Source organism: Vibrio sp. 1F255, from assembly GCF_041439145.1.
Classification (GTDB): domain Bacteria; phylum Pseudomonadota; class Gammaproteobacteria; order Enterobacterales; family Vibrionaceae; genus Vibrio; species Vibrio crassostreae_C.
Window position 1 is genome coordinate 206446 of record NZ_JBGONQ010000003.1, and the last position, 19948, is coordinate 226393.

The 19948-nt window shown below is 41.8% G+C and carries 15 protein-coding genes; 10 read left to right on the forward strand and 5 right to left on the reverse strand.

Annotated elements, in window-relative coordinates; translation table 11 throughout:
- Window positions 1-4: 4 nt before the first annotated feature.
- The 5 genes from ACED41_RS03645 (at window position 5) to csm6 (ending at window position 7656) form a co-directional block, all read left to right on the forward strand.
- Window positions 5-3082, forward strand: a complete 3078-nt coding sequence (locus tag ACED41_RS03645; RefSeq protein ID WP_371724500.1) for a DEAD/DEAH box helicase — start codon at window positions 5-7, stop codon at window positions 3080-3082.
- On the forward strand, window positions 3075-4325 hold the full coding sequence (locus ACED41_RS03650; protein ID WP_371724501.1) for a hypothetical protein: 1251 nt from the start codon (window positions 3075-3077) through the stop codon (window positions 4323-4325). Before ACED41_RS03645 ends, ACED41_RS03650 begins: the two co-directional genes overlap by 8 nt.
- The gene (locus ACED41_RS03655) at window positions 4325-5599 is read left to right on the forward strand and encodes a hypothetical protein (protein ID WP_017071517.1); all 1275 of its coding nucleotides are present in this window, start codon (window positions 4325-4327) and stop codon (window positions 5597-5599) included. The genes ACED41_RS03650 and ACED41_RS03655 overlap by 1 nt, the downstream gene beginning before the upstream one ends.
- A gap of 396 nt (window positions 5600-5995) precedes the next feature.
- Entirely contained in the window at window positions 5996-6325 is a 330-nt protein-coding gene (locus ACED41_RS03660) for a hypothetical protein (protein ID WP_136982980.1), read from the forward strand.
- 200 nt (window positions 6326-6525) lie between these two features.
- The gene (csm6, locus tag ACED41_RS03665) at window positions 6526-7656 is read left to right on the forward strand and encodes a CRISPR-associated ring nuclease Csm6 (protein ID WP_371724502.1); all 1131 of its coding nucleotides are present in this window, start codon (window positions 6526-6528) and stop codon (window positions 7654-7656) included.
- Between the two features lie 326 nt (window positions 7657-7982).
- On the opposite strand, the gene ACED41_RS03670 is transcribed toward csm6, so the two are convergent.
- Window positions 7983-9242: an adenylosuccinate synthase gene (locus tag ACED41_RS03670; protein ID WP_102547907.1), complete on the reverse strand. Its 1260-nt coding sequence runs from the start codon at window positions 9240-9242 to the stop codon at window positions 7983-7985.
- Between the two features lie 214 nt (window positions 9243-9456).
- Between ACED41_RS03670 and ACED41_RS03675 the strand changes: the two genes are divergently transcribed.
- From ACED41_RS03675 to ACED41_RS03690, 4 genes are all read left to right on the forward strand, one after another.
- Window positions 9457-10329 carry a LysR family transcriptional regulator gene (locus ACED41_RS03675; protein WP_017059183.1) on the forward strand — a complete coding sequence of 291 codons (873 nt, stop codon included), beginning with the start codon at window positions 9457-9459 and terminating at the stop codon, window positions 10327-10329.
- A gap of 276 nt (window positions 10330-10605) precedes the next feature.
- Window positions 10606-11505 (forward strand): cation diffusion facilitator family transporter, encoded by a 900-nt coding sequence (locus ACED41_RS03680; RefSeq protein ID WP_371724503.1) that lies wholly within the window; start codon window positions 10606-10608, stop codon window positions 11503-11505.
- A complete protein-coding gene (locus ACED41_RS03685) occupies window positions 11483-11899 on the forward strand; it encodes a MarR family winged helix-turn-helix transcriptional regulator (protein ID WP_017059185.1) in 417 nt (138 codons plus the stop codon). The genes ACED41_RS03680 and ACED41_RS03685 overlap by 23 nt, the downstream gene beginning before the upstream one ends.
- A gap of 618 nt (window positions 11900-12517) precedes the next feature.
- Window positions 12518-14242, forward strand: a complete 1725-nt coding sequence (locus ACED41_RS03690; protein ID WP_371724528.1) for a methyl-accepting chemotaxis protein — start codon at window positions 12518-12520, stop codon at window positions 14240-14242.
- A gap of 145 nt (window positions 14243-14387) precedes the next feature.
- On the opposite strand, the gene ACED41_RS03695 is transcribed toward ACED41_RS03690, so the two are convergent.
- From ACED41_RS03695 to ACED41_RS03710, 4 genes are all read right to left on the reverse strand, one after another.
- Window positions 14388-14627 (reverse strand): PAS factor family protein, encoded by a 240-nt coding sequence (locus ACED41_RS03695; protein ID WP_004733935.1) that lies wholly within the window; start codon window positions 14625-14627, stop codon window positions 14388-14390.
- A gap of 112 nt (window positions 14628-14739) precedes the next feature.
- On the reverse strand, window positions 14740-15384 hold the full coding sequence (locus tag ACED41_RS03700) for an HAD family phosphatase (protein WP_065583616.1): 645 nt from the start codon (window positions 15382-15384) through the stop codon (window positions 14740-14742).
- 20 nt (window positions 15385-15404) lie between these two features.
- The gene (locus tag ACED41_RS03705; RefSeq protein WP_065583617.1) at window positions 15405-16490 is read right to left on the reverse strand and encodes a class I mannose-6-phosphate isomerase; all 1086 of its coding nucleotides are present in this window, start codon (window positions 16488-16490) and stop codon (window positions 15405-15407) included.
- A gap of 2 nt (window positions 16491-16492) precedes the next feature.
- Window positions 16493-17947: a mannitol dehydrogenase family protein gene (locus tag ACED41_RS03710; protein WP_065583618.1), complete on the reverse strand. Its 1455-nt coding sequence runs from the start codon at window positions 17945-17947 to the stop codon at window positions 16493-16495.
- Between the two features lie 223 nt (window positions 17948-18170).
- On the opposite strand from ACED41_RS03710, the gene ACED41_RS03715 reads away from it, so the two are divergent.
- Window positions 18171-19943, forward strand: coding sequence for a transporter (locus tag ACED41_RS03715; protein ID WP_065583619.1), 1773 nt, complete (start codon window positions 18171-18173; stop codon window positions 19941-19943).
- Window positions 19944-19948: the final 5 nt, after the last annotated feature.

Sequence of the window (19948 nt, forward strand, 5' to 3'; positions counted from 1 at the left end):
CGTAATGTCTGCATACAATCAAACCGTGCCTTTTTGGCCGGAAGATAAATCAGCTAAATATGGTTCCGTTCTTCCTCTATTGTACCGTTTGGAAAATAATTATCTGGATAAAAACTGGCCTGACAATGGTGAAGGTCAAGAGGCGGTTATAAGCCAACTAAAGTCAACTAACAAAGCTTGGGCTTCTTCATTTAAGCCGAAAGATACCGTCATCGTCACCTTACTTATTGGTAAATATAAAATCACAATTAATGTTGCCAAGAGTGAGGAAAAACATACGCTTAAGGTGAGTCGCATTTACTATGCGAACAACCAAGACCGTCAGCGCATGCTGGAGCATGGGACTTTGCTCGAGTTTGATGGCATTGAGTTTCTGACGGGCCGCGAATTTGGCAATGGATTGGAAGCTCGTGATGTGAGATTTAAGTATGGCTTATACGCAACTGAGTTACTCGATGCAATCAATTCTCCGTGGAATGTGGAGGGCGAGGAGCTAGAACCAGAACAAGCAGAAGAGGAGGCGCTTTGCTACGAAGAGCAAGAGATGGTCGATGTGTTGCGCTGTTTCATTGATTCTGAATATGAACTCGAAAGAATTGCGGCTCAGCAATGTATGCCTTTCAATGCGACCTCTATCAGCGCTCGAAGTGAGCGAACAACCTACCGTCTTCACTATGAAATTACGTTAGATGAATTTGATTATTCCCGCTTACTTGAAGTACAACCAACGCTGCTTGAAATGCTCGACGAAATGCGAGAGCCAACAGATATATTATTAGAGGTGGCGGATCTCACCCCTATAGAGAATGAACCTATCATTCACGTTAGCATCGAGAAACAAGCGTTAAATTCACAAATACCAGATCAAGCGCTTTTGGCTATTGCGGCTCTACCGACGTTAAAGAAGGTAAGAAACTCCGTTGTAGATTCTTTAGAGTCTGAGTCATCCAAAAACCCATGGTTGTTACCTTTAGCCGCTAAAGTGTATCAACATGAGCCTCTTACCCCAGTTAAGGTTCCATTACCTCCAAGTAAATTTCCACCGACACAGTCGCAAGTCAAAGCGATTGATAGTGGTGCTGGTAGTAATGATTACACTTTGGTTCTAGGGCCTCCGGGCACAGGTAAAACCACGGTTATTCTTCAGTGGGTGAAGTACTTCGCGGCGCAGGGTAAACGTGTTCTTGTGACATCGCAAAACAATAAAGCGGTCGACAATGTACTAGAACGTTTGGCTGAAGAAGACGATTTTGAGTGTTTACGTATAGGCAACGAAAATAAAATCAGCTCTTGCTTGGAGGACATTACACTCGATAATAAAGCCGCTGAATTGCAAGCGCGTATGTTTAGTTCAGCCGATGAGACACTGAAAAACCTAGAGTCTCAACTCACTTATATTCATGAACTGCTTGCGAGTAGAAATGAAATTATCGCGAAAATGGATAATGCAGATAAAGTTCAAAGTGATCACATCCATCATATTAATAGGCAGAAAAGCTTACACGTAGAGTTGGCTGAAATAGAATCGCATATTCTTTCTCACGACAATGTTATTCGTCGATTAAATGCTCAATTAAAAGAAATTGAGCAAAAAGAGTGGCCGATTTTTAAGTCTGTTTCTCGATGGATAAACACTAAAAAGACCAATCTAGTCAATAGCCGTATAGAAAGCTCTCATATAAAGTCTGGAAAACTTAGCGAATCACGAACAACGACTATGGCCTCTATTGCCAATACAGAGAAGTCTATAGAGGAAGCTCAACAGCTTATTGAAAGCTGTAATCAACAGATTGATGCTTACTTTAGAAAGGTCACTTCCCTAGTTGATGAGGTAGTTCTGCCAGGGCAGTCTGAGGACAGAGTAACGAAATTAGAACTGGTTCAATTGGATGAACTGTTGCGTAAAGTTTCGGGTATTCATAGCAACCTCACGCAGTGGTTCAATAAATTGAAAACCGAGCGTCAACAGGCGCTGTATAAAATCTTAATCGAAAACGTAAACGTGGTTGGTGCTACTTGTATTGGTATCAATACCAAAGCCCTATTTAGAGAACTCGACTTTGATGTTGTGATCGTAGATGAGTCTGGTCAGATACAACTCCACAACTTGATTGTCCCTTTGTCCCGAGCCGATAAAGCGATATTAGTAGGGGATCATAAGCAGTTACCGCCTGTCGTCAGTGATGAAGTACTGGAAGAAGTTGAAGCTAAAGACTTCGGTGACTACAAAGACCTTTATCGACTGAGTTGGTTTGAGCACCTATGGAATGCCGCTCCGGACGACCGAAAAATCATGCTGGATACACAATTCCGCTGTCCTTCCATTATTAGTGATTTTGTCTCGGAAGCTTTTTATGAGGGCAACTATTTTGCTGGTGTCGGTATGGATAAGAAAAAACCGCTACTGTCATATTGCCCACAGCCGATGATTTGGATAGACACGACTTGGTTAGAAAATAAAGGTGAAAAGTCGACATCAGAAGAGGGCAGAGCGGTGGTGCAAGATAACGTTTGTGAGACAAATCTAGTTATTGAGCTTCTTAAGTCTTCAATTCAGGAGATGCCAGAACTTGCTGAGAACCGAGAGATAGGGGTTATTGTTCCCTACGCAAATCACGTGAAAGCCATCCAGAACGCAATACGCAGAGAACAAAAGCGTGGTGAGCTACTGGAACTCAAGATGCCACTAAATGAACTGGTTGCTTCTGTAGATAGTTTCCAGGGGCAAGAACGAGATTTGATCATATTCACATTCACGCGTTCGAATCGACAAGGTAAGGTTGGATTCCTTGCGGATTGGCGCCGACTTAATGTTGCTCAAACACGAGCTAAGAAGCAGCTTGTAATGATCGGTGATTCTCAAACATTGACTAAAGGTGCAGACCGAGATAGTGCTCATGATGTGGAATTCAAGAGAGCGATGGTGCTGCTGAAGAGTCAGTGTTATGAGAAAGGGGCGCTAATCCAAGCGAGCCGTTTTCTGCCAAACGAAAAGGTCGTTAAGCGCCCAAGCGTTCAAAACAAATATAGAACGACACACAATCCTAGCTCTAAAACAATGTTGGTAAATGAAAATGGCTAAAAAGAAAACAAATAGTAATCCTTACTTCAATGCCTTGAAGAGTTACGCTGAAGTACTAAATTCTCAGATCGGATCTGATGAAACGCTCTTTTATGTTCGAGATAGTCTGTTACCTATTCTAAATGTGAAAATATTGGTAAAAGAGCGAAGTAGAGAGGAGTTAAGTGATATAGATTTAATGATCTTCAAGTTGATAGAGCAAGGTGTCAGTTCTGTTCAATCTATCGTAACTTTGACTGGTTTAGCAGAAAAACTTGTCACAAAGCACTTGAGTGAAATGGCAGGCCGTTCCTTTGTTACTTTTATTGATGGAAGGTTTAAATTAACAGCGTTGGGGGAAGAGACGCTTGAACACGGTGTCCCAATTCGCACCGTGCAGCGAGCCTATCGCTATTGTGCTGTTTCAGAACAACTGCTGCCGAAAGATGCGTATAAGTTACCTTACACCGAGGTAGATAAGCTTCGCTCTAGCGACTTTACACGTACGATTAGCTCGAACCATATCTTAGAAGAGTCTCAATTAGTTAACCTTAAAGGATTAGACTTATCAAAGGTCAGTTCGAAAAGAGCACTTGGTATTACCGACGAAGCATTATCCTTTGACGAGATTATTGGGTACTCATCTGGTTATCTTCAAACACGGGTCTTTTTGGTCGGCAAAAATAAGCCTCAAAGAGCGATTGTGGCATTTGGAGAAACCTGCGTTGAATATGATTTAGAGGGAATATTGGCGACAGTTACAGCATTAAATGACGAAAATATCATAGGTAACTTAAACGAGTTTCATCAAAGGCAAAAGGTCTCTTTTGGAGATGGAGAAGTCACACTTGATGAGTTCGGTCTCCCAGTTGTCAATATTACGCGAGCAAATCTCGATTGGTTGTCAAAAGGGTTAGAGTCAGGGCAGAAAGCCATCCTTATGTGTGGGACTCAAGCTTTACCTGCTAAGCCTATAGGCTTGAAAGCTTGGGGTAGGCTATCAAGTATATCTGGCTTGACCATTCGTTACTGTCTGCTTGAGGAAGAGTTACAAAAGGATGCATCTAGCCTAAGGGAGTACACTGATTTATGTGATTCGTATATGAGAATTCCTCGAGACGAAAGACCTTATTCAAAGCTAAGTGCTTACATTGAAAATACACTATCGGTGGAAGAGATAGAGCATGTACGTGTACTTGCTGAGCGCTATTCTATAGCTAGGATCAGTAATAATTTACCCAAGACAGAGGCGGTTGAAGCTTAATGGCTGAGTATAAATGGCAGGGGTGGGGATTTTTACCGCTCTTTATCTCAAAGAAATCATTTTTAGAACTTGTGAACTCAGGAAATTGGAAACATTGGAGCGAAGATTTACAAGATCATGAGATCAAAGATATAAGACGCTTCTATACTAGATCTAGTGCCGATTTGTTAAGGCCAATGAAACAAGGTCGCTACGTGTTTGAAGCTAAATTGAGTGATAGCCCGTTGTTATCTTTGGTACCTAATCAACAATCGTTTAATCACGAATTTTCGGTCTGTATTACCAAGCTACAGCTTCTCCAAATGGGCGAGGTGAGTCTGCTTTATTTGCATTTTGAATCTAGCGATAACCTAAGTGCAACTAGTATTGCTGAGCTCAATAGAACTGTTTTTCAATGGGAGCCGAGAACGGAAAGGCATAATGTTTGTCTATGGGAGGATTCAGAACAACAAAAGAAAGGATTAAAGCAACACATTAGTGACTTACTAAGCCTTCCTCTAAGCAATAACAGCCACTATGAAGAAGATGCTTTTGGTCATGAGCTTGTTAGTTGTTCTTGGATTAAGCAAGTAAGTGATTTTGACCAATCTGACACTATTTGTGTGAGTGAGCTTAGCGCAGGAATCAATTTTTCTAACCCTAGGTATAAGCTCTCTGAAAACGAAAAACAGAGGCTTATCGAGAACCAATTTCACTACTGGTCTGATTGGCGCTGTCAATTTAATCTGAATCGTCTTGTTTTTGTAGATCAAACCCCAGGAGAATCATCACTAAACTGGAACTTAGCGACGAACCAGTACTATCTTGATTTGTTAGCCGCGGTAATTTGCCAACGAACAACGCTCGGTCGTTTTAAAGATGAGATGATTTTAAGCCCGAACAAACAAAGAGCGAGGCTTTACGAACGGATATCCCTATTTAGACGATCGTATAAAATGTCTCATGTCTCTACTTACCCTTTTGCAGAGAGATTGTATCAATATCTGTGCTGCCAAGCAGATTTAGAGTTAATAGAACAAAAAGCATTCGTCGAGCTGGAGCATAACCATGCGTTATGGAAGCAAGAGAAAGACGAATCATCCAACACGGTTTTGTTGTTAGTATCACTTGTGGCTGCTTTGCTCGTCCCCGCCAGCTCTATAGCCACAATTATGGCATTAACAAAAGAACAAATGAATCTAACCTTTTGGGCTATATCTGGAAGTATCACTCTAGTTACCGCGATTGTAATGGTGTGGCCGCCACTTAAACGTTATTTGAAAAGTAAAGATTGATGAGAGAACCAGAATCGAGCAGTAATTTTGTAATTGAACTTATTATCGGCATTGTATTGGTTGTGTCTCTTGATTCGGCCTTAATAGCTGTACTAAATATTAGCTTAGTACGGCTAACTGGTAACCAATTGGTGGATGTTTTGTTAATGAGTTTGTTCTTTTTTGGTTTGTATATGACAAAAGTATCACTGTGGCTAAGGGTGCGATTAGTGTCTTTTATCTATAGGTTTTGCAAGTAAACTTCTTAGCTACTTTACCCAAATATGACTCTTTCTATAAACTCTCAGCTCAAACACGCAGGGAGTTTCTCATTTTGAGCATTCATAAGCTTAAGAATACCAATCTGAATTATCTAACTTTTATCATAGCGTTCGAACAAACAAGGGTTTAGCGCATATGACGATACAATTGGTAAAAATTCAAGGTGATGAGACACCGCTGTTCGCCCCGTTTTCTGGAGTTCAAATTGCAGGAGAGGGCGTGCAGAGTTGGGATAAGCTTGAGGAAGATCCGACGTTTCTATTCGGTTTTTGTTTAGAAGCTGGTGAGTTTGTTTATATCAACAATGAATTATCTCAAGCTGTTGGTTTTGATATTTCTGATGTTGAACTTACGGTAGAGCAGCTTTGTAGCATGCTGAAAGTTCGCAATGGTGTTTGTATAGAGCACAATACTGGCTGGGGCGGTAGCTACATTGTAGCGTTTGGGGAACTAAGTGAATGCTAACACAAGGTGATCTATGCCCACACTGTGGTTTGATAATTATGATGCCAACTGACTTAACTCCAGATTGTCTAGGCTGTGGAAAGATTATCAATCAGGAGACAGACCAAACAGATGGTGACGAATTTTATGGTATCTAGACGATAGCATAACTATTAAGTCCTTCTTTTTCATACAAGACCAAATAACTTAGTGAGCCTATTTTGAAAAATATTTTGGTAGCCGTAACAGGCGCAAGTCCTCAAGTCCTAACTGAAACGTTGTTTGCATTGAATCATCAAGGTAAAACAATGCCTGATGAAGTATTTGTGATTACTACCGCTAACTCTAAGCTAACGCTAGAAGAAGGGTTATTTCAAGATGGTCATTGGAACAAGTTAATACAAGATTATCAACTTCCAGACATTAAGTTTAGTTCTGACAATATTTGGTTGATCTCTGATGAAGAAGGCAATGTGTTAGATGATGCAAAGGCCGAAGCAGACCAAGTCGTCATGGCTGACTTTATTACACAGAAAGTAGAGGAGCTGACTCGTAATGACGATGTTGCGATTCATGCTTCAATTGCTGGTGGACGAAAGACAATGGCTTTTTACATGGGCTACGCAATGTCTTTGTATGGTCGTGAGCAAGACGTGCTGAGTCATGTGTTCGTAGACGATGATTTTGAGTTTGTGAGTGAATTTTATTACCCAACTCCTTATGATAAGTACATCGTCGGGAGAGATAAAAAAAAGGTCGTAAACACCAAGGACGCTAACGTCACCCTAGCTGAAATCCCGTTTGTAAGAATGCGTCGTCAGGTTGATGAGTCAATTTATAATCAAATGCAAAGCCATTCGTTTTCAAAAACTGTATCAGCTTTGAATAGCGCTCATAGCTCAGAAATTAAAGTAAAAATTTCGACCAAGGATAAGACATTAGATGTGGCTGGTGTACCTGTAAAACTTACAGCTAAAGCGCTAGCTATTTACTTATTCTTCGTCAAAAAAGCCATGAGAACGGAAACGTTGGGGCGAATATTTGAAGAAGACGTTGACCAAACACGTGAATATTTAGAAGTATTAGACTCAATGAAAGCCGACGTGCGTTTGTACAAAAGCATGGGTTTAGAAGATGAGGGGCAGTGGCGTCAGAATGATTTTGAATTGACACCTAAATTGACGAAAGACTTCGTACGTCAGTCATTAAGTGCATTCCATAAAACGTTAGAAAGGCGTTTAGTTCCAGATATCGTGGAAAAAATCAAAGTGCACTCTGATGGTGCCAAAGCCGGTGCGAGTTATAGTGTCAATAGTGGTATTACTATTGAGGTAGATGGGCTGTTTGTCTGAACCTAAACCTAAATCGCAATAGTTTGAAGCTAATTTGAGCTGGCATTGGACTGTAACAAGGTTCAATAAGGTCAGTTCTAAACTTAAGTAACACCAGAAGTAACATTTTTAAATTCTATTTTTATAATTCCCATACTACTCAATTTGATATATTGGATAGTCGAGTCCAGTAGCGGCACCAAATTCGTTCTTCATGAACAAACAAAAAAGCCCACCTAGTGTGGGCTTTTTTGTGTCTGTAATTCCTTGTGTTATCTCGTTCTTTATGAACAATCAAAAAAGTCCACTGAATGTGGGCTTTGATGTAGATCTTGTCGTCTTCTAAACTAACCTCGAATGATCATTTGCTCGCGCTCTGGACCTACCGATACCATCACGATTGGCACACCCATCAGCTCTTCGATACGAGTAACGTAATCTTGCGCTGCTTGAGGAAGGCTCTCAAACGTGCGGCAACCCGTGATGTCTTCATCCCAGCCAGCCATATCTTCATATACGGGCTTTAGCTCAGCCGTTTGTGGCCAAATCGGGTTCTCAGTATGTTCACCTGAGTAAGCGGTACAGATTTTAAGTTCAGACAAACCAGACAGGCAATCGATCTTAGTCAGTGCTATTTCCGTTGCAGCTTGTAGGTCAACACCGTTGCGAGTTGCTACCGCGTCGAAGTAACCCATGTCACGTGGGCGGCCTGTTGTTGCGCCGTATTCGTTAGAGCTTTCGCGGAAGCTATCTTGTTCTTCCATTGCAGTTACTAGCGTGCCAGTACCAACAGACGAGCTGAATGATTTAGCAACAGCGATAACACGTTCAGGACGAAGTGCAGGTAAACCGCTACCAATGCCAGCATAAGCTGCGGTTACATTCGAAGATGTTGTCCAAGGGTATTCACCGTAGACAAGGTCGCGACCTGCGCCTAACTGAGCTTCAAACAGTAGGTTTGCGTCTTGTGATTGCAGCGCTTTAAGCGGCTCAGTTACGTTGCAGATGAACGGGCGCCACGCTTTAGTTACTTCAAGTAGCCATTCTGTCATTTCAGAAGCAGTCTGGGAGAAGTCACATTGAGGGTAGAGCGCTTTAAGCTGAGGCATCTTCCAATCAAGTAGGAATTGAATACGCTGCTCTAAAATTTCAGGTTGATTCAGCCAACCGACAAGAATGCCTTTCTTCATTACACGATCGCCGTACGCTGGTGCAATGCCTTGACGTGTAGAGCCGTAAGCGCCATCGCCCAAACGCTCTTCTTCAAGCGTATCTTCAAGAGCATGTAAAGGGAGACACAGTGTCGCACGATCTGAGATCGCCATTTTCACTTTGATGCCAGCCTCTTGAACTTCTGCAATCTCTTCAGTTAGCGCAGCAGGGCTGATCACCATGCCAGGGCCAAGAACCGCCGTACAATTAGGATTAAAAATACCACTAGGTAGTTGGTGCAGTTTGAATGTACCGAAGTCATTTACCACAGTATGACCTGCATTGTTTCCGCCTTGGAAACGAATGCTAGCAGAAGCTTGGTCTGCTAAAAAATCGACGATGCGGCCTTTGCCTTCATCACCCCAGTTTGCGCCCACAACAACGATAGATGGCATAATTTTTCTCCTAACTGATTGAGGAATCATGTTAGGCCTACAAGGTGGATAAGAGAAATTAATTATCTTTATTATCTTGATAAGGATTTCATATATCCTTAAAGTCTTAAGCTACAAACGAGATTCCCTATCACGTTCGTTCCTCACTGTAGGGAATGACGATGGGGCATTCTTTACTTTTAGGGAATGATATTAGTGACACGAGAGAGAGGACATGATGCTCGATATTAATTTGTTGAAGACGTTTGTGACGCTTGCGGAGTACAAGCATTTTGGGAAAGCGGCCAATGCACTGCACATGACACAACCCAATGTGAGTTTGCACCTAAAACAACTGGAACAACAAACACGCATAAAGTTGATAGAGAGAAGCCCTTTTCAATTGACTCAAGCGGGTGAACGGCTATTGGAAACAAGCCAAAGAACGCTACTCGAACTGCAGATTTGTCAGGCCGATCTCAATGCCATTAACGACCTTAAAATAGGGACGTTAACCATTGCCGTAAGTGACATCATTTCTCGATTTTTGCTAATTCGTCCGTTCCAGAAGTTCAAAGCGCAGTATCCCGGTATTGACCTTACGCTCTTGAATACCACGTCATCTCAGGCATCGAATTTAGTTAAAAATGCTCAAGCGGATATTGGTTTTGTTATCGCCAAAGAGCAGCACAACGAGTCTTTGTATTTCACTAAGCTGCAAGAGCTTTCTTGGTGTGCGCTTGGCGATGGGTTTGATATCCGAGACTCTGATGCAGAGCTCACTTTGATTCTACTAGGTCATGATACGAGAACGCGTGACTTTATTGATGAAGGTTTACCAAGCCTTAATCTACCTAATTATAGGGTGATGGAAGTAGGGAGTGTCGATGCTCAAATCGACTGGGCAGAAGCGGGATTTGGTGTGGCTATTGTCCCGGAGTTTGCGGTATCAACCAAGCAGCACCTGCATTCGAAAGTGACACCATTGACCAACTTCTCGAGCACCAGTCTTGGTTATATTGTTCGGCAGAACCAAGTCTTGTCGAAAGCAACCAAGCAGCTGTTAGGTTGGGTGAATGATGAGATTATTTCATTGCAAAACAAATAAATACAATCATTGAGTTTGACTCAATCAGCCCACCTCGAGTGGGCTTTTTTGTCCCTGGAAAGCCTCGTTTTTACTGAATCAATAATCTTTGGAACAAACTAGCGCTCACCATCAACTATTCGTCCCGCAAATCAGAGTTTCAAAATTCATCGTTGACAAAGTTTGATAATCAAACTAAATTTCAAATTATTACTTTGATTGTCAAATTACTTGTCAATCAAAGGGCTTCTATTTGCAACGATCATCTAACCACAAACACAAGCTAAGGACGCCATTTTGAGTTTTCCAACACGTCACCAACACAACTTTTCTTCACATAACAGCCAAGGTGAAAAGCGTACTTTCTACGTTCTCTTGTTAACTATCATCACCATGGTTGTCGAGATCGTTGCCGGTACTATTTACGGCTCTATGGCGTTACTTGCTGATGGTTGGCACATGGGGACGCATGCTGCGGCGTTTGGCATCACCTTATTTGCATACCGATATGCGAAGAAACATGCCGAGAGCGAACGTTTCTCTTTTGGTACTGGCAAAGTCAGCGTGCTAGGGGGCTATACCAGCGCGATTGCGTTGGGGATTGTGGCATTGTTGATGCTGGTGGAATCGGTACATCGCTTGTTTAACCCACAAGCAATTCAGTTCAATGAAGCGATCATCGTTGCTTGTATTGGTTTAACCGTGAATGTAGTGAGTATGTTTTTACTCGGCGATCACCATCATGATCACGGACACCATCATGATCACAACCTACGCGCAGCCTACATGCATGTGTTGGCGGATACTCTAACTTCGCTGCTTGCGATTGTTGCGCTGCTATTTGGTAAGTTTTACGGTTGGAACTGGTTAGATGCAGCAATGGGAATGGTTGGCGCATTCGTGATTGCTAAGTGGACGATGAACCTTATGAAACAAACCAGCCCAATCCTGCTGGATGAGAATATCGACCAAGATTATCGTGACTCAGTGACCAAAACCTTAACGCCTTATGCGTCGGTCACCGATTTCCATATGTGGAAGGTGAGTGGGCATCACTATTCAGCAGCGATTACTCTTGAATCAAACAGTGATAAAACCGTCTCTGAATATAAACAAATGCTCGCCAAGTTTGATAAGATTAATCATCTTACTCTTGAAGTGCATTCAAACGACCATGCGAAATATAGAACAGCTTAACCAAATACTGACTGAGTTCTACGATAAAATGTCTTCGTGGGAGCAGTCTGTTGTCAAAGAGACGGGTTATTCCCTGGCTCAAGTACACACCATTGAAGTACTTGGTATGCATGGTGCGTTAAGAATGAAAGAGCTCGCTGAAAAGTTGGGTATTACCACGGGTACACTTACTGTTCAAATAGAAAAGTTGGTTAAAGCTGAATTGATTGAGCGCCATGAACACCCAACAGATCGTCGTGCGATTGTGGTTGCCTTGACGGATGAAGGGCAGAAGATCCACGTCCACCATAACCAGCTTCACTTGAATTTGGTTAATGAGCTGACGCAAGATATCGAAGAAGACGAGAAAGCGGTGTTATTGAAGTGCCTAACCAAGATGGTAAAAGCGTTTTAGCCAGCCTTGAATTCGCACCTAACTCTTTAGCTGCAAAGCGATTGACTAGAAAATCAAAAGATGGACCTGACTCGAATTGAGTAGGTCCATCTTTTTCGCCGTTTACGCTCTACTGTACAATCATCAATAGACGGATTCACTGTTTAAAAACCAAGTCAAAACCTCCAATATTGCGCTTCGCTCGTGCTCTTCTGGAGAGCCAAAAAAATGTCATCATAAATAATGCGTCCAAATGTGCGTCAAAGTCTTTTTATTCAATGCCTTGTATGCCGTGGTGTTCAGTCTGTTTATGTTCCGTCAAATAGCTGTCTCTCACTTTTATCATTCAACTAATGTACATGTATTCAATTTGTGTTATTGATGCTTTTATCTTTAGTGAAAAGATTCATTCTCTGTTTGAATACCATTGAGAATGTCACTGCTGGTGGGCTGAACAGTCGCTAGATTTAGTGCTCATTACTGATACAAAAAATATAACAATAACCAGGTCGCGCAAGTTGGATATCCATTCTTTGATGCGATTTATTTAGATACTCATAGTTAATTTAGTAAAGACGAGCCACGTATATGAATATAAAGAAAAAGCTCTATTCGTTGGGGATGTTCTCCATCTTCGGCATGATTTCACTGCTGTTTACCACATCACAATTTGCAGACACCACCGCTCAAATGAGCGAAGCCAAACAAATTACCAAAGAGCTTGAAGTGCGTTTGCTCAACCTTCGCCGTAACGAGAAAGATTTTTTACTGCGTAGCGATATGAAATACCTCGACAAGTTCGACGTAAACTACAAAAAATTCTTAGCGTCTGAATCTAAGCTAGATACAGTGCTCAGTGATTTAGGTTTAGCCAACAGCACACACCTACGTGAAGACATCGAAACCTACCACACCAGCTTTGTTAACTTAGTTAAAGCGAGCGAAGTCTATGGGCTATCACGTGACAAAGGTATGCTAGGCGAGTTTCATGTTTTGCTCGATAACATCAGCGCGACAGCCAGTGCGGAACAAAAAATCGAGCTTTACCTGTTCAATGACTTAATTGAGAAGGGGGAGTTTGACCCGAGTGTTCTTTCTATAACTTCAAATATGAGTAGCTCAGCTGCTTTGATTGACGCTGCTCGCCAAGTGGTTGAGCAAAAGCGAGTGATTGGCTTGAAGCACAACGAAGGTCTGCTTGGGCAAGCTCGCTCGGGTTCTCATGCTATCGAAACTCAATTTAAAGAGTTCTCCGCGGTGCTAGACCAACAAACGCAGCAAGAGATGGACAAGCTATCGCTGATCAACAACATCCTTTGCGTCACGCTACTCGTGTCGATCATTCTGTTCAGCTGGTTAATCGTCCGTTCTATCATTGGTAAAATTGAGTCACTGCTTTCGGTGATTCGTAACATCGTTGATTCTAACGACGTGTCTATTCGTTCGCACCTAGATGGCAAAGACGAACTCAGCACTTTAGGCCAATACTTCAACCAACTGTTGGATCAACTGGAAGGGCTTATCGCTGCCTCTCAATCTAAGTCACTGCAACTGACACAAAGCACATCGAACATGCATGATGAGCTAGAGTCAGTAATCAAACAGTTTGAAGTTCAAGCAAATCACACATCTACAATGACAACGTCAGTTCAAGAGATGGTACTCACCATTGGCGAGATCTCTGAAAGCACATCGGTTGCCGCTGAAGGTGTACATCAAGCGAAAGTGAATGCCGATAAAGGCCGTGAAGTGGTGGTTGAAACCATCAGCAACATCACCCAGTTGTCTGAACGTCTTTCAAGCAGCCAAGATTCGATCAGTTCACTGAACCATCATGTTGACCAGATCGGCGATGCAGTAAACATCATCCAAGGCATTGCAGAACAAACTAACCTATTGGCATTGAACGCAGCAATTGAAGCAGCACGTGCGGGTGAACAAGGTCGTGGCTTTGCGGTAGTTGCCGATGAAGTACGCGCACTAGCAAGCAGAACGCATCAATCGACCACAGAGATAACTTCAGTGGTGAGTGCAATTCAAAGCCAGATGCAGGCGTCGATGGCAGAGATTGGCGAGTGTAATCAACAAGGTCAACTAACGCTGAAAGATTCGGAAGAGCTGGATGCGAGCTTGCAACTTATCTTGAGCGACATGGAAAGCATCCAAGGTAATTCAGAACGTATTGCTTCAGCGATTGAAGAGCAGGGCGCAGTAATGGCGCAAGTGAGTGACTCAATTACTGAGCTGAACACTATCTCGAACGACAATAACGCTTCGGCGCAGCATTGCTTAGTTGAAGTGGACAAGGTAGCAGAGCAAGCGAACGATATGGACCAAGCGGTCGCGCAGTTCAAAACTTCATAAACAACATAGAACTTACTAAAACAAAAGGCGTGGATCATCTACGCCTTTTTTGTGACTAAAATTCAAATAGATAAATGACGAGAATAAAAAAACGGCCCGATCTGGGGGAAGATCTGGGCCGTTATATTACGTATTAAAGGGGGGACTACTTATTTCGGCCTTCCAGCACATCCAGTGCCAGTTCAACCGCTTTATCAATATTGTCGCATCCCGCTAACTTACCTGAGCTGATAGGACCAAGCACATTAGCGTATAACGAGAGCTGCTTGTTAAATGGCAGGCTCAACTGCTCATATAAACGCTGGCGAATCTCGGCATGTTGCTCAGGAGCGTGAGCAGCAAGGCTTTTCAAAGTGTCATAAACAAGAGTGGTGGTAGTGTTCATTCGTCTCTTTATCTTTGAGTGGGGGATTTCTATTTTAATATCATTTGGGTACAAGTTGCTGTGATATATGTCATACAATAAGTCAAATAAACTTAGGGTGAGCATTTTGGTCTTAACTGACAAGTGAGAAATCATCAATGATTTTTAACGCACCTGAAAAATCATTGTTTATGTTGAAAGAATGTTGAAATGCAATGACTTCACAACCACTAGCTAAACCAGCCTGAAGTCCTGGAGCCGAGTCTTCAAAGATAATGGTTTTACTTGCGGTTACATTTAATCTAGATAGCGCCAACAAATAAGCTTCCGGATCTGGCTTGTGCATTGAAACATGCTCTTTAGCGATGACAAGATCAAACAAGTGCTCAAGTTTACAAGCTTCCAGTATTTGGTTAGCCATCCACTGTTGCGCAGAAGTTACAACCGCACATCGCTTCCCAGAAGATTTTAGTTGCTGTAGGAGGCCAACGACACCTTTATTGATAGATAATCTTTGTGAAAGGAGTAATTGATAATGTTCCTTAAATTTATCGTTAAACTCTTGTCTCTCTGGTTCGATTTCTCCAACTTTGAAAAAATACTGAACGACATTTTCCCATTTCATACCCATTACATTTTGATAAATACGGTGGTCAACGATGGAACCATAGTCTTTACAGGTCAGCGCTAATGCTTGGCCTTTGAGCGGCTCGGAGTTTACTAATGTTCCATCCATATCAAAGATAAAGGCGTCGTAATAAAGTTTTATTGGTTCCATTTCAATACGTTAACTCAGGATTAATTCGTTAATGGTGGGTAGCATTCAATAATCTCGACGCCATCGTCTGTTTCTATCGTGATATTTTCAATGCCAGCCGGGCAGAAAAATTTATCGTACTTATTGAGTACTAAAATTTCTTCGTCTAATTTAATCGTACAACTGCCAGCAGCAATAACACCGACATAAAAGTCGTTCTCAGATTTGGTGATGCTGCTAATGACTTTTGTGCGACAAACTCGATATCTGTCGGTTGTTTTGTCATCAATGAGAGACTCTTTTACCGATCCGTCAGCATAAGCTGTTAATAGTTGAGGTGTCTTTTTGTTCTGAGTTGCCACAGCTTCAACCGACTTCTCTGAATAGTCAAAAACATCAAGGCAAAAGTCCAAATCTCGCTTCATGTAGCGAGCTTCTTCAGGAAGTGTATAACCAGCTCGTTCAAACTCAAATCGAACAGCCCAGTCCGATGGTTCCATTATCTCAATCATTAGAATGCCTTCGCCAATCGCGTGAGGCATTCCTCCTGGAATAAAGTAACACTCACCAGGAGATACTTTGATTTTTTCGAAGCAAGTTTTCAGTCGGTTAATGTCTTGTTCAACAATGATCTCTTTCAACGTTTCTTTAGTCGGAGGCGTCTGAAATCCGAGATAAATATAAGGATCATCAATCTCCTCACGAACTTGTAAAATATAGTAGGCTTCAGCCTTGCCTGAATTTGAATCTAGGTGCTTTTGGGCAAACTCTCTGGTTGGGTGTGCTTGGAAATGTAAGCGAATTGAAGAGTCTAGAAACTTAATCAAAACCATAGGGTTAGGACCGAATCTACTGAAGTGCTCTTTACCTAAAAAATACTCAGGATCTAGATCTAATAATTCGGCGAAATCGAGTGAGTGATCGCCGATAATCGCAGTTGATTGACCTTCACTGATTGTTTCTCGACCTGGGTTAACGGCTTTAGTGACCGATGCAATCCAGTCTTCAGGAAAATGAGAGTCGACCGGAACGCTTTCGTTATTAATTTGGTCTAAAACCTTACCACCACTGTAAGAGCGCCAAACGCGGTTCTGACCAAATCGAATCAACTTATTTTTGTATTCCATGCCTAGCCCTTTAAGTTCAGTGTTTTTGTTAAGTTATGTAAAGTTTGCATTGCACCAACCTCTTGAATACATTCGAAAAGGTCGACTATCTTATTTACGAATTCGGCATCTGCAAGAAGGCTAGATTCAAAAATACCATCAATGCTTAATAAAGAAATGACAGCTTCACGAGGCGTTTTACTTTCTTGTTTGATTTGCTTGAACACGCCAGCCATTGGATCATGAACCTCGATAGCATCGCCGTTGTCATCCATGCCAATCACATAAGCCATCCACCCTGCAATGCCCAACTCTAACCAAGTTGTTTGAACAGCATTTTCACGGTTATATTTGAGAGATTCACAAAATCGTGGTGGTAATTTCTGACTTCCGTCCATTGCTATCTGAGAGGTAAGGTGTTTTAAATTTGGGTTAGAGAAACGTTCAATCAGCGAATCTGCGTAAGCTGCAATGTCAGTTTCCTTTGGTAACGACAATGAAGGCGTTTGCTCATTCATCATGAAGTCTAGAATCACCTTCTTAAAATATGGGTCTGAAATCGCTTCTGACACATACTTATAACCACTCAAGTATCCCAAGTACGCAAGAAGTGAGTGACTACCATTTAGCATGCGTAGCTTCATCTCTTCAAAAGGTATGACATCATCGACAAATTGCGCGCCCACTTCATCCCAATTTGGTCGACCAATTACAAACTTATCTTCTATTACCCATTGTCGAAAAGGTTCACAAGCGATGGCACATGGATCCGAGTAGCCGATAGCTGTTTCTATATAAGATAAGCTTTCTTTATTCGCCGCTGGAACAATACGGTCTACCATAGTGTTTGGGAATGTGACATTAGCCTCTATCCAAGAATACAACTCCAAGTCGACCAATTTTGCAAAACTAAGAATAGCCGACTTCGCTACTTCTCCATTGTTTTGAATATTGTCGCAAGACAATACGGTGAACGCGTTAATATTCCTTTCTTTTCTGAGTCTTAAACCTTCAACGATATAACCGATGGCGGACACTGGACGAGAAGGTGAGTCGAGATCGAGCTGGATGAGACGATTGTTAACATCAAGAGAGCCAGTACTTGGTTCAATGCAATAGCCTTTTTCTGTGATAGTCATTGAGACTATACGAACGTTTGGATTCGCAATTTTTTCGATGATAGTCGACTGACCGTCTAGATCTGGATGTAAGGATTGAGTGATTGCCTTTGATATTTTTATTTGTTCGCTTGTCGCACCTCTCTCCAAAACAGTGTAGCAATGACCTTGCTCTCTTAACTGCTGAATAAGCGATTGTGAACCAAATAAGTTAATGGAACAGATCGTCCAGTTAGACTTTTTATTGTCTAACAATTCGCTTGTATATAAAGCTTGATGAGCTCGATGAAAAGCCCCTAAGCCAATGTGAACAATTCTCTGTTCTTCTTTTAAGTATTGATTTAAAACATTTTTATTCATACTTCCGCACTCTCACTCCAATTTTTAAAATCAGACGGCTATAAAAATTACCATTAGAGAGTAACATTCATTTGTATTATTTAAACGGCATATCATCAGAGATTTATTTTTTTGTGAGAAGTGTCAACCAATTGGTAGACCAATTTTGACAGCCAATATCTAGGGGCGATATAAAAGAAAGCGAAAGGTGTTTAGTTTTTAAATATCACGGTTAGGGATCATTATGAATATCGATATACTTATAGTTATAGGCTACTTCGTTTTCCTCCTCGGAGTAGGTTGGATGTTTCGATCAGCAACGTCATCGACAAGTGATTACTTTAGGGGGGGAGGCAAAATGTTGTGGTGGATGGTTGGGTCCACAGCATTTCTTCAAGCACTGAGTGCTATGACGTTTACTGGCGTAATGGGAAAAGCTCTTGATGTTGGCTTATCCATCTCTGTTATCTTTTTTGCGAATGCTCTTGGTTACTTTTGTAACTACTTATTCTTTGCTGCAAGAGCTCGACAGATGCGAGTTATCAGTCCAATCCAAGGCATTCGCAAACGTTTTGGTCCTGTTAGCGAGCAAGTTGTAACGTGGGCGACGGTACCGTCGAGTGTACTTCAGGCTGCGCTATGGCTGAATGCATTAGCGATCTTTGCAAGTGCGGTATTTAATATCCCAATTGAAACAACGATAGTTGCTGCGGGTATGGTTGTACTTCTTATGTCTCTGGTCGGCGGAAGTTGGGCTGTAGTTGCATCAGACTTTATACAGATGATCATCATTACTGTTGTTACCTTCATAGCGACAATCGTAGCGATATACAAATCTGGTGGTGTAGCACCAATCCTAGAAGCGGGTTTGCCTGATCAAGGGTTTGTTGGAGAAGGGTATAGCTATACCTACTTATTTGTTGGCTGGTTTATCTGTATTTTCATCAAACAGTTCTTCAGTACAAACAATATGATTGATTCTTACCGCTATATTGCAGCAAAAGATACTAATAATGCACGTAAAGCTGCAATCCTAGCGTGTTGTCTAATGGCGTTTGGACCTTTCATTTGGTTCCTTCCTGCTTGGTATGTAAGCGGAAATTACCCAGATATGTCTACATGGGGCCTCGATGTTCTAGGCAAAGATATTTCTAATGCCACTTATTTTGTCTTCGTTCGTAACGAGATGCCCGTTGGGATGGTTGGCTTGATGATGTCAGCTATGTTTGCTGCAACCATGTCGTCAATGGACTCTGCATTAAATAGAAATGCCGGCATATTCATTAAAAACGTTTATGAACCTTACATGGCAAAAGACAAATCAGATAAATCGATCTTGTTTGCAAGTAAAGTTTCTACCGTGGTATTCGGCTTGTTGATTATTGTTTGTGGCTTGTTCATGAGCAAACTGCAAGATTTTGGTCTATTTGATGCACTTATGATGGTGAGTACGCTTGTCGCGTTCCCTGTGCTTATTCCGTCACTGCTTTGTTTCTTTATCAAGAAGACTCCAGATTGGTCATGTTGGGCAACCATTGCCGTAGGCGCTTGTGTTTCAGCCGTTATTGCTTCAACAAATGCACCAATGATCGAAAGCCTGTTTAATTTATCTGAACCATTGTCTAGTCGTGAATTCGCTGAAATGAAATCGATAACCATGGGCGTAACAGGGCACATTATTATCACAGGTGGTTTCTTCTTGCTGACTCAACTTTTCTATAAAGAGCCAACAGGTAAGCGTGCTGAAGAAATCGCAGAGTTCTTTAGTAATGCAGAAACTCCAGTAATTGTAGAAGATTCGCCTCAAAGCTTCGAAGCTGATAGACAACAGTACATTTTACTTGGTCGAGTGTTATTGGCGACAAGTGCAGCGCTTCTCCTATTAACGCTGATACCAAACCCTATGTGGGGAAGAATGTTATTTGTATTAATGGCAGCGATTGTCGGGTTTATATCTTGGCTATTACTACGAGCTGGTAAGTTAAATGATGTAAAACTAAAAGCTTACACTGTCTAATTAAA